Genomic DNA, 19,865 nt, shown 5'->3' with positions numbered 1-19,865 from the left:
CCGGGTGGTGTGGTCGCCCCATCGGGCGACCACACCCATTCATGACCTGTGACCCTGACGAAAGTTGAAGCATGCGCACCACTGACACCGACGTCAGCGCGACCAAACCGTCTCCGCAGCAGCATCGCGCCGCCATGATCGCAGAAGCGGCGTCGGGAGGGCTCAAGGCGATCCTGCTGAAGATCGCACTCCTGGGAATTGTCGATGCCATCGCCCTGTATGGGCTGTTCGTCCTGTTTCTGCACCAGCAGTGGCTGATCTTCACCCTCGTTGCCGCCGTCACGGTGGTGGTGAATTGGATTTATTTCACCCCGGGCAAGCTTCCGGCCAAATATCTCACGCCGGGCGTGATCTTTCTCGTGGTGTTTCAGATTTTCGTCGTGGGTTACACCGCCTACATCGGTTTCACCAACTACAGCACGGGGCACAACAGCGACAAGGCGCAGGCGATCTCCGCCCTCATGAGCAGCGCCCAGGACCGTGTCCCTGACTCACCGGCGTATGCGGTCACCGTGCTCGACCAGTTCGGCACCCTGAGCTTTTTGGTGACGGACCCAAACGGCAAGGTCAGTCTGGGCTCCGCCGACAGCCCACTTGCCCCCGTGAACAACGCACGCCTCGACGGCGGTGAAGCGGTCGGGCTCGACGGGTACACCAGCCTCAGTTTTCAGGACATTTTGGCGCGCACCAGCGAGATCACCGCACTGGCCGTCCCCTTCTCCGACGATCCCAACGACGGTGCCCTGCGCACCAACGACGGCAGTAACGCCTACCTGTATCTCTCGTCGCTCGTCTATGACGAGCAGGCCGACACCATGACGGATGCCCAGACCGGCACGGTCTATTCCGATACCGGTGACGGCGCCTTCGTCGCCGCCTCGGGCGAAGAAATGCTGCCCGGCTGGCGGATCAATGTGGGCTTCGATAACTTTGCTCGTGCGTTCACCGAGGAGGGCATCCGCACGCCCTTGATCAGCGTCACCCTGTGGACCGTCACGTTTGCAGCGCTGTCGGTTGCCACCACGTTCTTTCTGGGGTTGTTCCTCGCGATCGTCTTCAACGATATGCGCATGAAAGGTCGAAAATTCTACCGGGTGGCGATGATCCTGCCCTATGCTTTTCCCGCATTCCTGTCAGCGCTGGTCTGGGCCGGAATGCTCAGCGAGAGCTTCGGCTTCGTCAACCAGGTTCTCCTCGGCGGGGCCCAGATTCCCTGGCTGACCAACGAGTGGCTGGCCAAGATCAGCATTCTCACGGTGAACCTGTGGCTCGGCTTCCCCTACATGTTCCTGGTCTGCACCGGTGCGCTGCAGTCGATTCCGACGGAGCTCGAAGAAGCCGCAACCGTTGATGGAGCACGACCCTGGGCGGTGTTTCGGCTGATCAAATTGCCGCTGCTGCTGGTGTCGGTGTCGCCGCTTCTCATCGCATCGTTTGCCTTCAATTTCAATAATTTCAACCTCATTTATATGCTCACCGGAGGGGGGCCGCGTGACGCGGCCGCCGACGTGAACGTCGGCGCCACAGACATCCTGATTTCGATGGTCTACAAGGTTGCCTTCACCGGCCAGGCCCGTGACTACGGCCTGGCCAGCGCCTTCTCCATCATTATTTTCGTACTCGTGGCCGTCATCTCGGTGGTCGCTTTCCGTAAGACCAAGGCGCTTGAGGAGCTGAATCGATGACCTCCGTCTCCACTCCATCGCGGGTAGTCCCGCTGAAGCGTCCGTTCACGTTTCGGCGGTGGTTCGGGCGCACCGGCTGGCGGCATCTGGTCGGTCTGGTGATGGTTGTGTTCTCGGCCTTCCCGCTGCTGTATGTGCTGTCGGCCTCCCTGAATCCGCGGGGAACCCTGACCGGTTCCAACGCTTTGTTCTCACAGGTGGGTTTTGAGTCGTATGCCCGCATTCTGAGCACCCCGGAAACCCCCTTCGCCCAGTGGTTCGGCAACACCATCCTCATCGCCGGCACCACCTCGATTCTCACTGTTTTCCTCGGGGCGCTCGCTGCATATTCCTTTTCGCGCATGCGTTTTACCGGGCGTCGAGCGGGCCTGCTCACGCTCGTTCTGGTGCAGATGTTTCCACAGCTGCTCGCCGTCGTCGCGATCTTCCTCGTGATGAGCACGATCGGCGACCTGTTCCCGGCGATCGGTCTGAACACGCAGATCGGCCTGATCATGGTCTATCTGGGCGGCGCCCTCGGCGTGAACACCTACCTGATGTACGGCTTTTTCAATACCATTCCTGCGTCAATCGACGAGGCCGCGAAGATTGACGGGGCCAGTCACGCGCGCATCTTCTTTACGATCATCCTGCGTCTGGTGGCACCGATTCTCGCGGTTGTCGGACTGCTCTCGTTCATCGCGACGACGAATGATTTCGTGGTCGCGAGCGTGCTGCTCATCGATCCCGAGAAGCAGACGCTCGCTGTGGGCCTGTACAAGCTAGTGTCCAACCCGAACTATGCCGATTGGAGTGCATTCTCGGCCGGGGCCGTGCTCGCCGCACTGCCGGTGATGGCGCTGTTCCTCTACCTGCAGAAATACATCGTGGGCGGCCTGACCGCCGGATCGGACAAGTAACCGGCGGGTGGGCCGCTCGGCCTACGGTGCCGGTGTCGCGGTGGGTTGAGCCGCACCCGAGTGCGCGACCGCCTCACCGGTCGGCTCGGTCGCACCCTGGTCGAGCCGGAACGGCGGGTATTCGTCGCGCATCAGCGCCGTGTACGTCACGACGCGGAACACCCAGCGGTTGACACCCATGATGAAGTCGAACAGCGGCCGCTGATACCGACCGGTGAACAGCAGAATGACCCCGGCGACCACGACGAGCACGGCCAACAGCGAGACCCCGTCGGTGCTGCCAAATCCGGTATTTCCGGATGCTGAATCGCCGAATCCGACATCATCGCGCCACGGGTAGGCCCACGTTGACATGCCGCCGACGAACACCGTGAGTAGTACCAGGTGCGGAATGGCGAGCAGCCAGCTCTTCACGAGCACGAGACCACGCGACAGATGCTCCGGGTACTCAACGTCGAAGTCGGCGGGGTAGTCGGTGCGCGCGAGGGTGAAGGGCGGGTAGCGGTCGGTACCGAGTGCGGAATAGGCGTAGTACGACACTCGCCAGCTCCAGCGGAGCACTCCCACGTTGAAGTAGAAGATCGAGCGCGGGTAGCGACCGGTGAACAGAATCGCGAATGCCGCCACGATCGTCGTGACGACGAACGCAAACCAGAGGCAGGCAATCAGCACGAAGTGCGGAATGGCCAACAACCACTTGATCAGCCACAGGCCACGCGAAAGCACGGGGTCAAGGTGGCCGGTCAGTGCCGCCGGATAAATCCGCTGTGCCCGGTCACCGCCAGCCGAAACGGATGGCGCGGCCAGACCCGGTGCTGCCGACCCAGATGCTGCCAGCGGCTGGCCGGGCATCGCCGGCGCGCGCGGTGTGAGCTGACGACCGAGCCCGATGGCGCCCAGCACGACGAGAAGCGCACCCGTGAGAAAGAGGGTCACCCCGCCCACGAGAAGCCCCACCGCGATCGGCCCGAGCAGATCGGTGTGTACGCCGGCGGTCACGTTCACCGCGACGCCTCCGCTCCCGTCGGAGTTCATGACGACGACCGACCACTCGCCCGCTGCGGGCTTCCACAGGATCTGTTGAGTGCCGGGGCCCGACGATGACTCGGTCCAGAACGACTGGTCGCCGGGGAGGGCGGGCGATTGGGTTCCGGACACGTCGCGGTAGGTCACTCGGAACGGGGATGTCTGCACCTCGCGTAGTTCGCTGTGGTTCACCTCGGCGAGGTACGCGTCAACGTTGGAGCGTGGTGCTATGCCGATGAACACGTCCTGGCCGCTCGTGACGGCACTCGCCTGCAGCCGCAGCGTTGCAAGGTCGAACCCGACTCCGGTCGGCATCCCGAAGTCGCTTCCAACGTCCAGCTTCGGCGAGGTGATCGCGTAGGAATCAACCGTGAAGGTGCGCGCCGGAGAGGTGAAGTAGCCGTCGTTCTGCTGCGTCGCCGTCGCGACGGCGAGCGCCGTTCCGCCGGAGAGCATGCCGGCGCCGATCAGGCCCAGCACGGTGCCCACAATGAGCAGGATGATCGGTCCCGGCTTAGCCCCTGGCCGAGCTGAGGCGGTAGGCGGGGTCGAGGTCGGGGTCGGGTTCGGCGGGATGGAGCCGGGAGGTGTCATACTGCTCATCGTTCTGGCAGCCTTTCTCGTGCTGTGCGTACCTGATGTGCCTACAGAAGGACAAATTGCCCGGTTCCAGCATCTCGCGCATTCCGGGAGCGCGCCAGTGACCAAAGTCCCACAATCGCGACGCATGTTGGAACGACGTCCTCGGCTCACCCGCCACCTGGCCAGCACCCGTGCAGCGTAATTTCTCCCGGTGTTACGGATGCCGGCATCCGAACGGTTACACCAGGGAGTCGCGCCAGGCCGCGTGCATGGTGGCGAAACGACCGGAGCCGGAGATGAGGTCGTTCGGCGTGCCGTCCTCCACGATGCGGCCGTACTCCATCACGAGCACCCGGTCGGCGATGGCCACCGTCGACAGTCGGTGGGCGATAATGACGGCCGTGCGATCTTTCAGCAGGGTCTGCAGTGCCTCCTGCACCAGCCGTTCGCTCGGAATGTCGAGCGACGAGGTGGCCTCATCGAGGATGAGCACCGCCGGGTTGGCCAGAAACGCCCGCGCGAACGAGATCAGCTGGCGTTGACCGGCCGACACCCGACCGCCCCGCTTATTCACGTCGGTGTCGTAGCCATTGGGCAGACTTTCGATGAATTCGTGGGCGCCGACGGCGGCCGCGGCGGCGCGGATCTCCTGCGCCGAGGCATCCGGTTTACCGATGGCGATGTTCTCGGCAACCGAGCCGCTGAACAGGTAGGCCTCCTGGGTGACCATGACGATCGCCCGACGCAGGTCCTTGGGGTGCAGATCCCGCAGGTCGACGTCGTCGAGCCGCACCCGGCCATCCGTGGGGTCATAGAACCGGCTCATGAGCTTGGCGAGCGTGGATTTTCCGGCTCCGGTCGACCCGACCAGGGCGATGGTCTGCCCGGCCGGAATATCCAGGTCGAACTGCGGCAGAATCTCGCGGTCGGCTTGGTAGGCAAATTGCACGTTCTCGAAGCGCACCCGCCCGCGTGCTTCCCACAGGTCGATCGGGGCCACCGGATCGGGCACCCCGGGGCGTTCTTCAAGTACGCCCGAGATTTTCTCGAGCGCCGCAGCAGCCGACTGATAGGAGTTGTAGAACATCGCCATCTCCTCCATCGGGTCGAAGAAGCGGCGAGTGTAGAGCAGGGTGGCGAGCAGGGCACCGATGGCCAGCTGGCCGTCGGCGACACGAAATCCGCCGACCAGGAGCACGACGGCGACGGTGACGTTGCCGATGAGTACCAGACCCGGGTCGAAGACCCCGAACAGTTGGATGACCCGGGCGTTGACCGCGCGGTAGCTCTCGACGAGCGCGGCGAACACCGATTCGTTGTGCTTCTCGATGCGAAATGCCTTCACGGCGCGAATGCCGGTCATCGTCTCGACGAAACGCACTATCAGGCTCGCCGACGCGACCCGCGATTGGCGAAACAGGCTCTGTGAGCGCACCTGAAACCAGCGGGTGAGAATAGCGAGCGGCAGCAGAGCACCGAGCAATACGAGTCCGCTGGTGCCGTCGAGGAGCACGAGCGCAATCGCGGTGAACGACATATAGAGGATGCCCTGCACGAGCTGGTTGATGCCGGAGTCGAGCAGCTCCCGAATGGCGTCGAGGTCGCTGGTTTGGCGCGAGATAATGCGTCCCGAGGTGTACGACTCGTGAAATTCGAGGCTGAGCTTCTGCGTGTGCAGGAACACCCGCTTGCGCAGGTCGATCAGCACGGCCTGGCTCACCCGGGCGCTCACCACGGTGTACCAGGCAATGAGCAGCGCGCCGAGTACCCCGGCGACGAGGTAGATCGCGCCGGTCGCGGCCAGCGGCATCCAGTCGTTGTCGAGTAGTGCCGGCAACCCACGGTCGATGCCGACGGCGATGAGGGCTGGACCAGCCACCTGCGCCGCGGTCGAGACGACGACCACGAGCATGGCAAGCACGACCTTGCCGCGCACCGGCCGCAGCAGTGAGCCGAGCAGCCGCAGGGAACGGGCTCGAATCTGCTTGCTCTCCGCCTGGGTGAAGTCGTGGCGTTCCTCGCCGGCGACTCCCCGCACGCTGGATTTGATGCTGCCGTTTGCATTGGTACCGCCGCTCACAGCGTCTCCCCCGCTCTGCTGGATTCTCTGCGTTCTTCGTCTTCCAGGCTGGAGATGACGAAAATGTAGTGCGGGCTGGTGCGCAGCAGCTCGGAGTGCGTGCCGACGACCGTGATTCGGCCGTTCTCGAGTAGGGCTACCCGATCGGCGAGCATAACCGTTGAGGGACGATGCGCCACGATCAGTGCGGTGGTGTCGACGAGTACCTCGCGCAGGGTATTTTCTACGAGCGATTCGGTGTTCACATCGAGCGCCGACAGCGGATCGTCGAGAATGAGCACCGCCGGACGGGCCGCGACCGCGCGGGCCAGCGCCAGGCGCTGCCGCTGGCCGCCGGAGAGGCTCATTCCTTCTTCGCCGACGAGGGTGTCCACGCCGAGGGGCAGGTCGTGTACGAAACCGGCCTGAGCAATCTGCAGCGCCTGCGCGAGCGCTGCATCCGCTTCAGGGCCGGAATCGGCGTATTCAGCACGACCGAGCAGCACGTTGTCCCGAACGGATGCCGAGAACAGTGTTGCATCCTCGAACGCCATCGCGAGGTGGCTGCGGAGCTCCTCGCGACTGAGCATGCGCACGTCGACGCCGTCGAGCGTCACCGAGCCGGCGGTCACATCGTAGAGTCGAGTCGTGAGCGCCGTCAGTGTGGACTTGCCCGAGCCGGTGAGGCCCACGAGAGCCATGGTCTCCCCCGGTTCGAGCACGAGGTCGATGCCGTTGAGCAGGTCGGGAAAGCGCTCCGGTGAGTCCGGGTAGCGAAAATGTACGTTGTCAAAGGCGAGCCGCCCGAGCGGCGCGGCGAGTGTGGCCGGACGCGCGGGGTCCGTGATGTCATTCGGGGTGTCGAGAATGTCGAAGAAGCGGTCGGTCGCGGTGCGCGCATCGAAGGTCATCGACAATAAGAATCCGATCGATTCGACCGGAAACCGCAGCACGGTGGCCGTGGCAAAGAACGCCAGCAGTTCGCCGCCGCTGAGATCGCCCTGGCTGGTGAGCCAGACGCCCACCACGAGGCAGAGCGCGAAAGCCACATCGGGCACGAGGAGCAGCCAGAGCCAGATGCCCGCGATGGCGCGTGCCTTCTCGATCTCGGTGCCTCGCAGGCTTTCCGCCTGCGAGGCAAAGTTTTTGAGCGCGAACGACCCTCGCCCAAAGGCTTTGAGCACGCGGATACCGTGCACCGATTCCTCGACGGCGGTTGCGAGGTCGCCGGCCTGATCCTGGCTGCGCCGTGCAATCACCGAATACTTCTCTTCGAAGACGTAGCCGTAGATCCAGATCGGAATCGAGCAGACCACGAAAATCACGCCGAGAAGCCAGTGCATCCAGAGCAGGATGGCGACGCCGACAACGATGGTGAGAAAGTTGACGACGAGCAGCACGAGCCCGAACGACACCCAACGGCGAATGAGATTCAGGTCGCTCACCGCGCGCGAGAGCAGCTGGCCGCTCGGCCACCGGTCGTGGAAGCTCACCGGAAGGTCCTGCAGGCGGGCATAGAGATGGTTGCGCATGCGCGCCTCGATGTGCGTGCCGGGGGTGAGCACAAACCAGCGGCGCAGGGCGATCATGATCGCCTCGAGCACACCGAGCCCGAGCACCATCCACACGGCCGGCCAGATCTGCGCGGCGCTGTCTCCGTTGCCCACCGCACTGAGCGGGCCGTCGACGAGCCAGGCCAGCACCTGCGGAATGGCCAAGGCCACGAGTCCCGCGAGGAGCGCGGCCACCATGCCGAGGTAAATGCGGGGCAGGGCCGGTTTGGCATAGGGGTAGAGCCGTTGCAGGCTGCGAAAGGTCTTGCTGCGCGCTGCCGCGTCGTTTGCGGGAGGCGGCGGTGCCGGTCGTGCGGTCGTGGTCGTCATGTTCCAGTCCTGATTGCGATGTTGCCGCGCCCCGGATCGCGGGGTTGCGGGTTCATGGCGGATGTCTATGGTCGCCGTTTCCTGTGGGGTGGGCGACCGGGATCGTGCGAGCGCCGAACGGGCGCTGGTGAGAACGCGCCTCCTTCTGGGCGGCTCAAGAAAATGTAACCTTTGCCCCCGGATCAGGCAGCCTTTCAGAATATGGCGAGCGAGGGTAGAAGGCAAGAATTTTCTCACAGCCCACACGGGCACTGATCCCCGGCTGGCACTGCGCTGCGGCGCCCACCGGTTTTTCATACGGCGTCCCGTAGTCTGGGTTCTGCGCCACTCGTCGGCATGCCATGCCCCGCGCGCTCGCCCCGTTGGAAGGATTCTTCATGCTGCCCACCCTGCTCGGAATCGATTTTCTCGACTCTGACTGGCTGATCCACTCGTTTGGATCGTTCGTGCTGCTTGGCGTCGCCGCGGTTGTGTTCATCGAGACCGGCTTCATCGTGTTGTCCTTCATGCCGGGTGATTCGCTCCTGTTCACCGTGGGCCTGCTCACCGCTACCGGCGTCGTTCCACTGCCGATCTGGGTGACCTGTCTGGTCGTTTTCGTGGCGGCCTTTGCCGGCGACCAGCTCGCCTTCCTCATCGGTCGAAAAGCCGGTCCTGCCGTGTTCTCGCGGGAGAAGAACCGGTTCTTCAATCCGAAGAACGTCGAACGCACCAACGCCTTTTTCGCCAAGCACGGTGGAAAGTCGATCATCCTGGCCCGTTTCCTGCCGATATTTCGGGCCTTTGTGCCCGTTGCTGCCGGCGTCGGCAAGATGCGCTACCGCAGCTTCGTGACCTACAACGCGATTGGAGCCTTCGCCTGGGGCGTCGGACTGACCCTCGTGGGGTTCTTCCTCGGCCAGTTCGAGTTCGTCGCCACCTACTCCGAATACTTCATCATCGGAATCATCCTGGTCTCCGGAATCCCGATCCTCACCGAGTTGAGCAAGGCCGCACGCACGACGCTCAAGGAGCGCCGCGCGGCCGCACGCGTGCTCCCGACCCTCCCCGCTGACCTCCGCGAGTAGCCCTCCTGGGGCAGCCCTCGGTCCGGCAGCGTCTTACCCGGCCGGGTTGAGACGGGCGGCGGCGAGCCGTTCCGCAGCCGCGAGGGTCGTTATGTCGTTCGCGCGAGCATCCGCAAAAATCTGCGTCAGCACCGAGCCGATCGCGCGGACACGCTCGCTGATCTGCTCGAGGTCGGCGCTGCGTTCGCTCGCCATCGAGAGATAGATCACGCCGCCCCCGTTGACGACGAAATCCGGTGCCCAAAGGATTCCCCGCGCATCCAGCTGGGCCGCCCCGGCGGGGTTCGCGAGTTGGTTGTTGGCGGCACCGCAGATGCCGAGCACGTTCAACTCCGCGATCACGGTCGATGTCAGCACGCCGCCGAGTCCGCACGGCACGTAGAGGTCGGCGGGCACCCGGTGAGCCTCGCCGACAGCAACCCAGCCGGCACCGAGCTCGTCGGCGAGTCGGCGCTTGTCGGGGTTGATGTCGGTGACGGTGAGGGTGGCGCCCGCGGCGGCGAGCGCCGTGGCCAGGCGTGCGCCCACCTGACCGAGTCCGGAGATCACCAGGTGGCGGCCACGCACCGCGCGAACGCCATACAGAGCCTCGAGGGTGGATTCGATGCTGGCATAGACACCGGCCGCCGTGGCATCCGCTGGTTCACCGACACCGCCTGTGGCAGTGGGGAGTCCGCAGACGTGGCTCGTGCGTTCGGCCACGATGGCCATGAGCTCGGCGCTCGTGCCAACGTCTTCGGCCGTCATATAAGTGCCATCGAGGCTCTCAATCGCGTCACCGAGGTCGAGCATCGCCCGGCGCGTGACGGCATCGGTGAGCACGGTACCCAGTGGCAGGTAGATCACGGCCTTGCCGCCGCCACGGTTCAGGCCGGCAACGGCGTTCTTGAGGGTCATGGCGGCGGAGAGCCGCAGGGCGTCGGCGACCGCGTCGGTCCAGCTGGCGTACTGCCAGAGACGTGCGCCGCCGAGGGCCTGACCGAGGCGGGTGGAGTGGACGGCCACCGTGATCATCAATCCGGAGCGTTCGCCCGTCGTGATCAGTACCCTCTCGTGACTGAACGGAATCCCGGTGAGTGATTCGAGGGGTGCGGCGGGGTGCGTGAGCGTCATTGCTCCTCCAAAAGTCGGGCCTTGTGGGCCGAATGCGGCGGAGCCGGTGTCTGGCCCCGCCTCGATCAGGATAACCGCGCCGGCTCCAGCACTCAACGCTTATGCAGCCAACGCCCATCCACCACTTGTGCAGTCGACGCCCAGGCACCCCGCAGCTACGTCACGGCGACTCCTTCCGGTCGCGGTGCCCTGAGCCCTTCGGCAGTGCGGCCAGTGGAAAGACGCAAAAAAGCACCTCCAACTCAACATTGAAGGTGCTTTTCTTGCGTTTGAGCCTAGTGGAAGAAGTGTCGCTCTCCCGTGAAGTACATCGAAATACCGGCAGCGGTGGCCGCGGCGATGACTTCGGGGTCGCGCACCGAGCCGCCGGGCTGCACGACGGCGGCGATTCCGGCCTCGAGCAAGACTTCGAGTCCGTCGGCGAAGGGGAAGAACGCGTCAGACGCGGCGACCGATCCCTCGGCGCGTTCGCCGGCCCGACTCACGGCGAGGTGGCAGGAGTCGACCCGGTTGACCTGGCCCATGCCCACTCCGACGGATGCCCCGGCGTGCGCGAGCAGAATCGCGTTCGACTTCACGGAACGGCACGACTTCCACGCGAATTCGAGGTCGGCGCGGGTGGCGGCATCCACTTCGGGGCCGGCGACGAGCGTCCAGCCGGCCGAGCTGAACCCCTCGAAGCTGTCGGTTTCCTGCACGAGCAGGCCGCCGGAAATCTGGTGCAATTCCAGCGATGACCGCTCGTAGTCGGCGGGCAGCTCAAGCAGGCGAATGTTCTTCTTCTTGGTGAGCAGCTCCACCGCGGCCGGTTCGAATCCGGGAGCGACGAGCACCTCGGTGAAGATCTCGCTGATGGTTTCGGCCATGCCGAAGGTGACAACGCGGTTCGCGGCGATGACGCCGCCGAACGCCGAGATCGGGTCGCAGGCGTGGGCGCGCAGGTGCGCTGAGGCGATGGCATCCGGTGCGTTGGGCTTGGCAATGGCGATGCCGCACGGGTTGGCGTGCTTGACGATGGCCACGGCCGGTTCGCTGAAGTCGAAGGCGGCGCGCACGGCCGCATCCGCGTCGACATAGTTGTTGTACGACATTTCCTTGCCGTGCAGCTGCTTGGCCTGCGCGATACCGCGGCCGCCTTCGCCGACGTAGAGCGCAGCGGCCTGGTGCGAGTTTTCGCCGTAGCGGAGGATGGCCTCGCGGGTCACTTCGATGCCGAGCCCTGCGGGGAACGGCGACTCGTCGTCCTCATCCTCGTCGTCGGCCGCCTCGAAGGTGACGTCTTCGTCGAGCGCCTCGGTGTCGTCCTGCCACTGGTCGTAGACGTTCTCGGTGAACCAGCTCGACACGCTGAGGTCGTAGTCTGCGGTGTGTTCGAAGGCGAGCGAGGCTAGCTTCTGACGCAGTTTGAGGGTCGAGCCACCCGCAGCGACGGCGGCGATGATCTCGCCGTAGTTGGCCGGGTCGACAACGATCGCCACGTTCGCGTGGTTTTTAGCGGATGCCCGCACGAGCGCCGGGCCGCCGATATCGATCTGCTCGATCACGTCGGCCGGCTCGGCCCCGCTCTCAACGGTTTCTACGAACGGGTACAGGTTGACCACAACGAGCTGGAAAGCCTTGATGCCGAGCTCGTCGAGTTGAGCTTCGTGCGTCTCGAGTCGCAGGTCGGCGAGGATGCCGGCGTGCACGCCGGGGTGCAGCGTCTTGACGCGGCCGTCGAGCGATTCCGGAAAACCGGTGACGGCTGAGACGTCGGTGACGTCGTAGCCGGCGGCACGAATGGTTGCCGCGGTGGATCCGGTCGAGACGATTTCGACGCCATCCGCTTTAAGCGCTGCGGCGAGGTCGAGCAGGCCGGTCTTGTCGCTCACGGAGATGAGTGCGCGCTTGATGGTGATCTGGTCCCGGTGTCGGTACGAGCTGGGCGCGTTGGTGTGACCACTCATGCTGTGGAGTTCTCCTTGAGGTTCATGTGTCCGTTGGCGATGTCGAGCACGGCCTGGATGAGCAGGCGCCGCTCGACGATCTTGATGCGATTCTGCAGGGAAGTTTCGGTGTCATCGGGCAGAACGTCAACGCGTTCCTGCACGAGAATGGGGCCTTCGTCAACACCGTTGTCAACCACGATGATGCTCGCACCGGTCTGCACCGCCCCGGCGGCGAGGGCGTCGCGCACGGCGTGCGCTCCGGGAAACTCGGGCAGGTAGGCCGGATGCGTGTTGATGAGGTTGGGCGAGAGGGCGGCGACGACGCGCGGAGGCAGCAGCCGCATCATGCCGCTGAGCACGACCAGATCGGGCTCCCACTGCTGAATCTGAGCGAGCAGTTCGTCTCCCCAGGCCGCGCGGTCGGCGAACGAGGCGAACGGAACCGAGAACGCGGGGATACCGAATTCCACGCCGAGCTCGAGCCCGTCGGCATCGCGGTCGGCACCGATCGCTACGATTCGGGCCGGAAATTCGGCGTCTTCTGACGCCTCCAGCAGGGCTCGAAGATTGGATCCTCCGCCGGAGATCAACACGACAATTGACAGCACTGTTCGAGCTTACCGTTTGGCGCGTCGTACCGACGGTATCCGCACCCGGCCGGCGAGCATACCGAGGGCCGCTGCTACACCGATTTCAGCTGCGGCCAGCGCTCCGACCAGCAGCGGATTCGGTCCCACCTCGACGAGACGACCGGGGCCTATCGCTCCCGCCGACCACCAGGCGAGCAGCCCTAGGAGGGCGCCACCGACGACCCCCATGCCCAGGCCGGTGAGTACGTGTTCGAACGTGGTGCGTTCGGGCACGCCGGGCCGGTCCAGAAATTGCCGGGTCACGACGGCGAAAATAAAGCCGATCAGCACGGGAACGAGCAACCCGATGAAGCCGTAGGCGGGGGTGCCCTGCGGCAGCGCACCAAACAGGGGTAGCCCCGGCAGTGTGCCGACAACGGTACCAATGGGCGAAACTGTGCTGCCCGCACCCAACGCGATGCCGGGCCCGACAAACCAGGCAGCAGCCCAGATGACGAGGTTGGGGATGAGGGCGAGCTGCGCGAGGGTGATGGTGGCGCCACCGACAACGCCGGCCTGCACGGCCTCATAGAGGCCGATAATGGTCGCGTAGTTGACCGCGATGAGCACCGCAACGGTCACGGCCGACACGAAAAGTACCCCGGCCGCGGCGGCCGTTCCACCGCGCACCGCGCCATCGATGACCGCGCGCGTGGCCTGCGGTATGCGCTGGTACCACGAACGGATGCCGCGGCTCAGCCGATCCGTGCTGGCCACCGGTCCCGCAGTCTTGCGCCGGCCTAGTTCAGCGCCGATCAGAACCCCGACGGCATAGATAAGCGTCGGTAATACGAACCCCTGCAGTTGGTTGGGCCGTACCGTTTCCGAGAGCGCGGACACGGTCACGAGTGCGGAAAGAATCGCGTAGGTGACCACGGCGACCCCAACGCCGGTCCAGCGGTATGGCGTCTCTGCGGCGCGGCGGCCGGTGTGCACGCCCATGAGCACGGAGAGCATGGCGAAGCCGAGCGGCACGATGGAGATCAGAAAGGGGGTGTCTGCGCCGGCCAGGCCGAGCGCGGCGGCCACGTCGGGGCCGAGCTGCACCGTGAGGTCGACGCCGTTGCCGAGCAGCCAGATATCGGCCGCGGCCCGCCAGAACACGAACCATTCGACCGACAGACCGAAATGGGCGGCCCAGAGTACGGTGAGCGGCACCATGGCGATGCCGACGCCGATGGCGACGACAAGTAACGCCTCCAGGGCGGCGAGTAGGGCGGTCGTTATGCGATTCATCCGTTTGGAGCCTACCTGCTCACCCCACGCATCGTGACGCCCACGCTGGTGCTGCGGCCAGAAGTCGCAGCTATCCTCGGAGAAATTGACGACATGCCGTCACGGCCGCGTGCACGGGCGCGCGTGTCGCGAAAATCTCCGCGGTTGCTGATTGTTGCCGCGTTAACGAGACAGAGCCCGCCGGAATCGGCGGGCTCTGCAGGGGTGGAGAGGTTACAGCGCGGCGAGTGCCTCGCGCAGCAGGGTGGCAGCCTCGCTCGGAGTCTTGCCGACCTTGACTCCGGCGGCCTCGAGGGCCTCCTTCTTGCCCTGGGCGGTTCCGGCTCCGTCGGAGACGATGGCGCCGGCGTGGCCCATGGTCTTACCCTCGGGGGCGGTGAAACCGGCCACGTAGCCGATGACCGGCTTCGTGACGTGCGCCTTGATGTACTCGGCGGCCTTTTCTTCAGCGTCGCCGCCGATTTCGCCGATCATGACGATCGCCTTGGTCTCGGGGTCGTTCTCAAACGCCTCGAGTGCATCGATGTGCGTGGTGCCGATGATGGGGTCGCCACCGATACCGATCGCGGTGGAGAAGCCCAGGTCACGCAGTTCGTACATCATCTGGTAGGTCAGAGTGCCCGACTTGGAGACGAGTCCGATCGGGCCCTTGACGGTGATGTTCGCCGGCGTGATGCCCACGAGTGCTTCACCGGGCGTGATGATGCCGGGGCAGTTCGGGCCGATGATGCGGGTCTTGTTGCCTTTTTTGATGGCGTAGGCCCAGAACTCGGCCGAGTCCTGCACGGGAACACCCTCGGTGATGATGACGAGCAGCGGAATCTCGGCGTCGATCGCTTCGATGACTGCGTCCTTGGTGAATACCGGCGGCACGAAGACGATCGACACGTCAGCGCCGGTCTTGGCAACGGCCTCGGCGACCGTGCCGAAGACGGGCAGTTCGACATCGCCGTGTACGACCGTGGTTCCGGCCTTGCGAGCGTTCACGCCACCGACGACCTGGGTACCGGCCTTGAGCATGAGGGCGGTGTGCTTGGTGCCCTCACCTCCGGTGATGCCCTGCACGATGACCTTGGAGTCCTTGTTGAGGAAGATTGACATTGTTGGTTGTCCCTTACTTCGCTGCGTGGGCGAGCTCGGCGGCCTTGGCGGCGCCCTCGTCCATGGTGGCGGCCAGTGTTACGAGCGGGTGGTTCGCCTCGGCGAGGATGCGACGGCCCTCCTCGACGTTGTTACCGTCGAGGCGCACCACGAGCGGCTTGTTGGCACTCGAGCCGAGCTCGGCGAGCGCGCCCACGATGCCCTTGGCTACGGCGTCACACGCGGTGATGCCGCCGAAGACGTTGACGAATACGCTCTTGACCTGCGGGTCACCGAGGATGACGTCGAGACCGGCAGCCATAACCTCAGCGGATGCTCCGCCCCCGATGTCGAGGAAGTTGGCCGGCTTGACGCTGCCGAAGTTCTCGCCAGCGTAGGCGACGACGTCGAGGGTGCTCATGACGAGCCCCGCGCCGTTGCCGATGATGCCGACTTCGCCGTCGAGCTTGACGTAGTTGAGACCGGCAGCCTTGGCCTTGGCCTCGAGCGGGTCAGCGGCGGCAGCGTCCTCGAGGAGGGCGTGCTTGGGGTGACGGAAGTCGGCGTTCTCGTCGATCGTGACCTTGCCGTCGAGGGCGATGATGTCGCCCTCTTCGGTGAGTACGAGCGGGTTGACCTCGACCAGGGTCGCGTCCTCGCCCTTGAACACGTCGTACAGCTTGACGAAGACCGGGGCAACCTTGTCGACGAGCTCGGCCGGAAACTTCGCGTCAATCGCGATCTGCTTCGCGAGTGCGAGGTCGATGCCGACCGTGGGGTCGACGGCCGTGTAGGCCAGCGCTTCGGGCTTCTCGACGGCGAGAACTTCGATCTCCACGCCACCCTCATAGCTGGCGAGCGACAGGTAGGACCGGTTGGACCGGTCCAGCAGCACGGAGAAGTAGAACTCCTGCTTGATGCGGGCTCCGCCGGCCACCATGACGCGGTGAACGGTGTGGCCCTTGATGTCCAGACCCAGAATGTCGCGGCCTGCGGCCTCAGCGTCATCCGGAGTCTTGGCTACCTTGACGCCGCCGGCCTTGCCGCGGCCGCCAACCTTGACCTGCGCCTTGACGACGACAACGCCACCAAGCTTCTCGGCCGCTGCACGCACTTCTGCGGGGGTGTCCGCGATGATGCCCGGCAGAACCGGTACACCATATTCCTCAAAGAGGTCTCTCGCTTGGTATTCGTAAAGATCCACGCTGCTCTTCCAATCCGCGTCTTGGCGATCACACCGCCGGTGAAGATATATGAGGTTGTTGGTAACAGCAGTCGTCGCCGTAAATTAGCTCGACGTCAAGACATACCGACCACTGAAAACTCTATCGCGTGAATGGGACGTCAAGGCGCACCCTATATACGCTGACACCGGGCGCTGTAGCGCCACACACGGGCCGTCGAAGGCTAGCCACACCTTGCTGGACGACGCCCCCGCCGAGTGATTATCTAGTGCTATGACTGATCTCGCTCACACGGTGGAACCGCACGCCTTCGGCCTCGCCTCACGGCTGAATTGGCTCCGCGCCGGTGTTCTCGGCGCCAACGACGGCATTGTCTCCGTCGCCGCGCTCGTCGTCGGCGTCGCCGCGGCCACCACCGATTCCGGCGTCATCCTCATCGCCGGTGTCGCCAGCTTGCTGGCCGGTGCAATCTCAATGGCCCTCGGTGAGTATGTTTCCGTGAGCAGCCAACGCGACTCCGAGCGCTCCCTCATCGCCAAAGAAACCTGGGAACTCGAGAACCAGCCCGAAGAGGAGCTTGCCGAGCTGGCCGGTTTTTACGTGGCAAAGGGGCTGTCGAGCCACACCGCCGAGCAGGTAGCCATTGAACTCACCCGGCACGACGCACTCGCAGCGCACCTCGAAGTCGAACTGCACATCACGGCGGAAGACATCTCCAATCCCTGGCACGCAGCCTTCGCATCCGCTATCGCCTTCACCGTCGGTGCGGCCCTCCCGCTGCTCGCTGTGCTGCTGCCGCCGGCCGAATGGCGCATCGGTGCCACCTTCCTCGCGGTACTGGTAGCCCTCGTCATCACCGGCTGGCTCAGCGCTCACCTGGGCAGCAGCCCCAAGCCCCGCGCCATCGCCCGCATTGTCATCGGCGGCATCCTCGCCCTCGCCGTCACCTATGTCATCGGAGCGCTCATCGGCGGCAACGTCTAGCATTCCGGCTCGGGCGATTGCGGATTACGCACAGACCGCTTGGCTAGACTCACAAAAATGGCATCACTGCGCATCGGAGCCGGCACTATTCCTCGATCATCGATCATTACCGCGGGCGCGCTCGACGCGGCGTTGGTTTTGCTGTTTGCCGTTATCGGCCGGCTGAGCCACGGCGAAACCCTGGCCGGCCTCGGCGTCACCTATTGGCCGTTCCTCGGCGGGCTCGTCGTCGGCTGGCTACTGCTGCGCGCCTGGCGCCACCCGCGCACCATCGCCCCGACCGGTCTGGGCATCTGGATCGCCACTGTGGCCGGCGGTCTCCTGCTACGCCTGGCCAGCGGCCAGGGCGTGCAGCTGAGTTTCGCGATCGTCACGACCATCGTGCTGGGTGTTTTTCTGCTCGGCTGGCGTGCCATTGCCGCGCTCGTGCAGCACTTTCGTTCGCGCCGGACAGCTCAGGCCTAACCGGCGAACAGCCTGCACCAGGGTCAATTCGCGAGCCGAAGCCCGGGCCCGCAAGGCCTGATTTTTTCGTAATTAACTACTAATCTCGGGACTCTTCAAGCCATGAAAACCTGAGCGAGTCTCGCTTTTGTGTTCTATTCGTGAGATAATGGATGCATGGCGATCCACGACGATCCACCTCCCACCCCTGAGCCCCCGGCGAGTCGCGGCGAGGCTGCCGAGGCTGAATCTGAGGCTGAGTCTGAGCGAGCTCGGGCTGCTGATGCTGTGGAGGCCGCCGCGACTGCTGCGACTGCTGCGTATTTGGCGGAGATGGCGGCGGCGGGTATCCGGCCGGGTAAGCCGGCGCCGACGCACCGTTCAGCGGGCACGAAAACGATCTCCGGGGTGCAGGCGCTCGATTATGTGGTCGCGGCCTCGCTCGATGACTGGAAGAAACGACCCGTCGATGCGGAGCAGGTCCGGCTGCTTGACGCGGTACGCGAATGCGACCTGGCCATCAATCGGGCCCATGCCGCACGGGCGGCCGCGATCGATGACGTCGCCCGCTGGGTGGCCAGCACCGCCGAAACCGGCCGGCCCCTACCCCGGGCGCTCCTCACCCAGCACGCGCAAGACACCGGCGAAGAGTGCCGTCCGTTGCAGCGCTGGTCCGAGAAACAAGCCGCCACCGAGGGCCTCGTCGCCGAACTGGGCTGTTTGCTGCGCGTGCACGAAAACACCGCCCGCAACCTGCTCTGCGTCAGCGCGATGCTGCAACACGAACTTCCCGCCACCCGCGCCCTCCTCGCCACCGGCTCCATCAGCTACCGCCACGCAGAAGTCATCGTCAACAACGCCCTCTCCCTACCCGACACGGCCCGAGCAACATTTGAAGCCGAAGCGCTGACCGGCGCAGACGACCTCACCGTGAACCAGCTGAAAAAACGCGCCAGCACCGTGCGCGAACTCTCCCACCCCGAATCCATCCTCACCCGCCACCGCAGCGCGTTGAACGCGCGCAGCTTCGCCGTCATGCCCAACCGCGACGGCATGGCCTGCCTCGAACTCATCCTCACCCAGGAAGACGCCGCCGCGATCAACGACCGCGTCGACACCCTCGCCCGCAGCCTGCACAACGCCGCCGCCGCCGAGCCCGTCGACACCCGCACCCTCGGCCAGCAACGCCTCGACGTGGCCGTCGACCTCCTCCTCACCGGAGTGACCGAAACCGGCCTCGGTGCCGGAGTGCAGGGACTGGTCAACGTCACCGTGCCCGTCCTCACCCTGATGGGCCTCAGCGAGCAACCCGGAACCCTCGACGGCTTCGGCCCCCTCGACGCCGACACCGCCCGCCGCGTCGCCGCCACCGCAAAAAGCTTCACCCGCATCCTCATCCACCCCGAGACCAGCACCGTGCTCAGCGTCGGCACCACCCGCTACACCGTCCCCGCCGACCTCAAGAAATGGCTCGAAATTCGCGACGGCACCTGCCGATTCCCCGGCTGCACCCGACAAGCCAGACACAGCGACATCGACCACACCCACGACTGGCAATACAACGGCCAAACCCGTTGGGACAACCTCGCCCACCTCTGCAAACGCAGCCACCGACTCAAAACCGAAACCGGCTGGACCGTCACCCAAACCCCCGACGGCACCATGAACTGGACCAGCCCCGCCGGCAAACACTACGCCACCCACCCCGCCACCCGCCTCAGCCCCCACCCCACCACCACGGCGAGCGAACCAGGCCCCGACCCCGGACCGAGCAACACCGCACAACGCCCCATCGACATCTGGAACAACCTCACGCACCTTGAAGATCTCGCCAGCTCCGAACCCGACGGGAACACCGCCCCGTTCTAACCGAAGAGCTGCCGTCGTAGGCCCGGCGGTATAGGTCGAGGACCTATCGATACCGGACCTATCGATACCGGACCTATCGATACGGACCTATCGGTACGGGACGGCATCGGCAGAAGACGGTATCAGCACAGGCCGGTATAAGCACAGGACGGTATCGGCACAGGCGCCTGTCTCGTGCGGTAGACGATGCTCCGAAC

General features: G+C 64.8%; 15 protein-coding genes. 6 read left to right on the top strand and 9 right to left on the bottom strand.

The window, feature by feature from the left end; translation table 11 throughout:
* Positions 1 to 71: 71 nt before the first annotated feature.
* Together QMK22_RS00900 and QMK22_RS00895 are read left to right on the top strand one after the other, a co-directional pair.
* A complete protein-coding gene (locus QMK22_RS00900; RefSeq protein WP_283495739.1) occupies positions 72 to 1,685 on the top strand; it encodes an ABC transporter permease subunit in 1,614 nt (537 codons plus the stop codon).
* Positions 1,682 to 2,584, top strand: coding sequence for a sugar ABC transporter permease (locus QMK22_RS00895; RefSeq protein WP_283495738.1), 903 nt, complete (start codon positions 1,682 to 1,684; stop codon positions 2,582 to 2,584). Before QMK22_RS00900 ends, QMK22_RS00895 begins: the two co-directional genes overlap by 4 nt.
* 21 nt (positions 2,585 to 2,605) lie before the next feature.
* On the opposite strand, the gene QMK22_RS00890 is transcribed toward QMK22_RS00895, so the two are convergent.
* The 3 genes from QMK22_RS00890 to QMK22_RS00880 all read right to left on the bottom strand — a co-directional run bounded on the left by QMK22_RS00890 (position 2,606) and on the right by QMK22_RS00880 (position 8,134).
* Positions 2,606 to 4,213, bottom strand: a complete 1,608-nt coding sequence (locus tag QMK22_RS00890; protein WP_283495737.1) for a DUF4389 domain-containing protein — start codon at positions 4,211 to 4,213, stop codon at positions 2,606 to 2,608.
* A 217-nt stretch (positions 4,214 to 4,430) separates the two neighbouring features.
* On the bottom strand, positions 4,431 to 6,242 hold the full coding sequence (locus tag QMK22_RS00885) for an ABC transporter ATP-binding protein (protein ID WP_283496032.1): 1,812 nt from the start codon (positions 6,240 to 6,242) through the stop codon (positions 4,431 to 4,433).
* A gap of 26 nt (positions 6,243 to 6,268) precedes the next feature.
* Positions 6,269 to 8,134, bottom strand: coding sequence for an ABC transporter ATP-binding protein (locus QMK22_RS00880; protein WP_283495736.1), 1,866 nt, complete (start codon positions 8,132 to 8,134; stop codon positions 6,269 to 6,271).
* A gap of 341 nt (positions 8,135 to 8,475) precedes the next feature.
* Here QMK22_RS00880 and QMK22_RS00875 point away from each other — a divergent pair, with 341 nt between their 5' ends.
* A complete protein-coding gene (locus tag QMK22_RS00875; RefSeq protein ID WP_283495735.1) occupies positions 8,476 to 9,201 on the top strand; it encodes a DedA family protein in 726 nt (241 codons plus the stop codon).
* Between the two features lie 33 nt (positions 9,202 to 9,234).
* Here the strand turns inward: QMK22_RS00875 and QMK22_RS00870 are convergent, their stop codons facing one another.
* From QMK22_RS00870 to sucC, 6 genes are all read right to left on the bottom strand, one after another.
* Positions 9,235 to 10,314 (bottom strand): Glu/Leu/Phe/Val dehydrogenase dimerization domain-containing protein, encoded by a 1,080-nt coding sequence (locus QMK22_RS00870; protein ID WP_283495734.1) that lies wholly within the window; start codon positions 10,312 to 10,314, stop codon positions 9,235 to 9,237.
* A gap of 275 nt (positions 10,315 to 10,589) precedes the next feature.
* On the bottom strand, positions 10,590 to 12,260 hold the full coding sequence (gene purH / locus QMK22_RS00865; protein WP_283495733.1) for a bifunctional phosphoribosylaminoimidazolecarboxamide formyltransferase/IMP cyclohydrolase: 1,671 nt from the start codon (positions 12,258 to 12,260) through the stop codon (positions 10,590 to 10,592).
* Positions 12,257 to 12,850 carry a phosphoribosylglycinamide formyltransferase gene (gene purN, locus QMK22_RS00860; protein WP_283495732.1) on the bottom strand — a complete coding sequence of 198 codons (594 nt, stop codon included), beginning with the start codon at positions 12,848 to 12,850 and terminating at the stop codon, positions 12,257 to 12,259. The genes purH and purN overlap by 4 nt, the downstream gene beginning before the upstream one ends.
* Before the next feature lie 9 nt (positions 12,851 to 12,859).
* The gene (locus QMK22_RS00855) at positions 12,860 to 14,107 is read right to left on the bottom strand and encodes a cell division protein PerM (RefSeq protein ID WP_283495731.1); all 1,248 of its coding nucleotides are present in this window, start codon (positions 14,105 to 14,107) and stop codon (positions 12,860 to 12,862) included.
* Between the two features lie 213 nt (positions 14,108 to 14,320).
* Entirely contained in the window at positions 14,321 to 15,208 is an 888-nt protein-coding gene (sucD, locus tag QMK22_RS00850) for a succinate--CoA ligase subunit alpha (protein WP_283495730.1), read from the bottom strand.
* 13 nt (positions 15,209 to 15,221) lie between these two features.
* Positions 15,222 to 16,391 carry an ADP-forming succinate--CoA ligase subunit beta gene (sucC, locus tag QMK22_RS00845; protein ID WP_283495729.1) on the bottom strand — a complete coding sequence of 390 codons (1,170 nt, stop codon included), beginning with the start codon at positions 16,389 to 16,391 and terminating at the stop codon, positions 15,222 to 15,224.
* A 253-nt stretch (positions 16,392 to 16,644) separates the two neighbouring features.
* Between sucC and QMK22_RS00840 the strand changes: the two genes are divergently transcribed.
* The 3 genes from QMK22_RS00840 (at position 16,645) to QMK22_RS00830 (ending at position 19,668) form a co-directional block, all read left to right on the top strand.
* On the top strand, positions 16,645 to 17,355 hold the full coding sequence (locus tag QMK22_RS00840) for a VIT1/CCC1 transporter family protein (protein ID WP_283495728.1): 711 nt from the start codon (positions 16,645 to 16,647) through the stop codon (positions 17,353 to 17,355).
* A 57-nt stretch (positions 17,356 to 17,412) separates the two neighbouring features.
* Positions 17,413 to 17,820, top strand: coding sequence for a DUF3054 domain-containing protein (locus tag QMK22_RS00835; RefSeq protein WP_283495727.1), 408 nt, complete (start codon positions 17,413 to 17,415; stop codon positions 17,818 to 17,820).
* 156 nt (positions 17,821 to 17,976) lie between these two features.
* Positions 17,977 to 19,668: an HNH endonuclease signature motif containing protein gene (locus tag QMK22_RS00830; RefSeq protein WP_283495726.1), complete on the top strand. Its 1,692-nt coding sequence runs from the start codon at positions 17,977 to 17,979 to the stop codon at positions 19,666 to 19,668.
* Positions 19,669 to 19,865 lie beyond the last annotated feature (197 nt).

Source organism: Cryobacterium sp. PH29-G1, from assembly GCF_030063365.1.
In the GTDB taxonomy this organism is placed as follows: Bacteria; Actinomycetota; Actinomycetes; order Actinomycetales; family Microbacteriaceae; genus Cryobacterium.
This window is presented reverse-complemented; position numbering and strand designations above follow the sequence as displayed.

Bases quoted from the DNA above. Each gene is read 5' to 3' on its own strand.
- QMK22_RS00900 (WP_283495739.1), top strand. From the start codon at position 72: ATGCGCACCACTGACACCGACGTCAGCGCGACCAAACCGTCTCCGCAG.
- QMK22_RS00895 (WP_283495738.1), top strand. From the start codon at position 1,682: ATGACCTCCGTCTCCACTCCATCGCGGGTAGTCCCGCTGAAGCGTCCG.
- QMK22_RS00890 (WP_283495737.1), bottom strand. From the start codon at position 4,213: ATGAGCAGTATGACACCTCCCGGCTCCATCCCGCCGAACCCGACCCCG.
- QMK22_RS00880 (WP_283495736.1), bottom strand. From the start codon at position 8,134: ATGACGACCACGACCGCACGACCGGCACCGCCGCCTCCCGCAAACGAC.
- QMK22_RS00875 (WP_283495735.1), top strand. From the start codon at position 8,476: ATGCCCCGCGCGCTCGCCCCGTTGGAAGGATTCTTCATGCTGCCCACC.
- QMK22_RS00870 (WP_283495734.1), bottom strand. From the start codon at position 10,314: ATGACGCTCACGCACCCCGCCGCACCCCTCGAATCACTCACCGGGATT.
- purH (WP_283495733.1), bottom strand. From the start codon at position 12,260: ATGAGTGGTCACACCAACGCGCCCAGCTCGTACCGACACCGGGACCAG.
- QMK22_RS00855 (WP_283495731.1), bottom strand. From the start codon at position 14,107: ATGAATCGCATAACGACCGCCCTACTCGCCGCCCTGGAGGCGTTACTT.
- sucD (WP_283495730.1), bottom strand. From the start codon at position 15,208: ATGTCAATCTTCCTCAACAAGGACTCCAAGGTCATCGTGCAGGGCATC.
- QMK22_RS00840 (WP_283495728.1), top strand. From the start codon at position 16,645: ATGACTGATCTCGCTCACACGGTGGAACCGCACGCCTTCGGCCTCGCC.
- QMK22_RS00835 (WP_283495727.1), top strand. From the start codon at position 17,413: ATGGCATCACTGCGCATCGGAGCCGGCACTATTCCTCGATCATCGATC.
- QMK22_RS00830 (WP_283495726.1), top strand. From the start codon at position 17,977: ATGGCGATCCACGACGATCCACCTCCCACCCCTGAGCCCCCGGCGAGT.